Origin of the sequence: Lujinxingia vulgaris (assembly GCF_007997015.1) — a bacterium.
GTDB lineage: Bacteria > Myxococcota_A > Bradymonadia > Bradymonadales > Bradymonadaceae > Lujinxingia > Lujinxingia vulgaris.
On record NZ_VOSM01000087.1, the window covers coordinates 1 to 557 of the forward strand.

Annotated in this window: 2 protein-coding genes; both read left to right on the top strand. The window is 59.1% G+C overall.

Going from position 1 to position 557, the window contains the following annotated elements; genetic code table 11:
- A partial coding sequence (locus FRC98_RS21020; RefSeq protein ID WP_146983518.1) for a hydantoinase/oxoprolinase N-terminal domain-containing protein occupies positions 1-186 on the top strand: 186 nt, incomplete at its 5' end.
- Positions 187-198: 12 nt separating this feature from the next.
- Positions 199-557: hydantoinase/oxoprolinase family protein (locus FRC98_RS21025; RefSeq protein WP_230467901.1), on the top strand; the 359-nt coding region annotated here is incomplete at its 3' end.

A 557-nucleotide genomic window follows, 5' to 3' on the forward strand; every position in this document is an offset into this window, starting at 1 on the left:
GTCAGCGAACGCGTGGCCGCGGACGGCAGCATCGTTGTCCCCATGGATGAGAAAAGCCTGCAAGCTGCAGTCCAGAAGTTGTTGGAACAGGAGGTTGAGGCCATAGCGGTCAGTTTGCTGTTCTCTTTCGCCAACCCCTCGCATGAACGTGCGGTGGCAGATTACATACACGAGGTGGTGTTTTAGTTACCGGTGTCTTTGTCCTCGGAGGTTGACCCGGCATTCCGGGAGTACGAGCGCACAGCCGTCACGGCCTTCGACGGTTACGTGAAACCGGTTGTCGATTGTTATCTCGAGAACATGGAGACTTCCCTACTTCAGGCGAAGATCCCGGCGCCTCTGCAGATCATGCAATCGCGCGGCGGATTGGCAGCTTCCCAGGTGGCGCGCCAGCGACCGGTGCGATTATTCCTTTCAGGACCGGCGGCTGGCGTAATCGGGGGGTCGGCCACAGCGCGTGCCGCCGGGTTCGAAGATGCCATCACCATCGATGTGGGAGGTACATCAAGCGATATTGCCCTGATCAAGAGCGGTGAAGCGCTGGTGCGCTCGGAAAC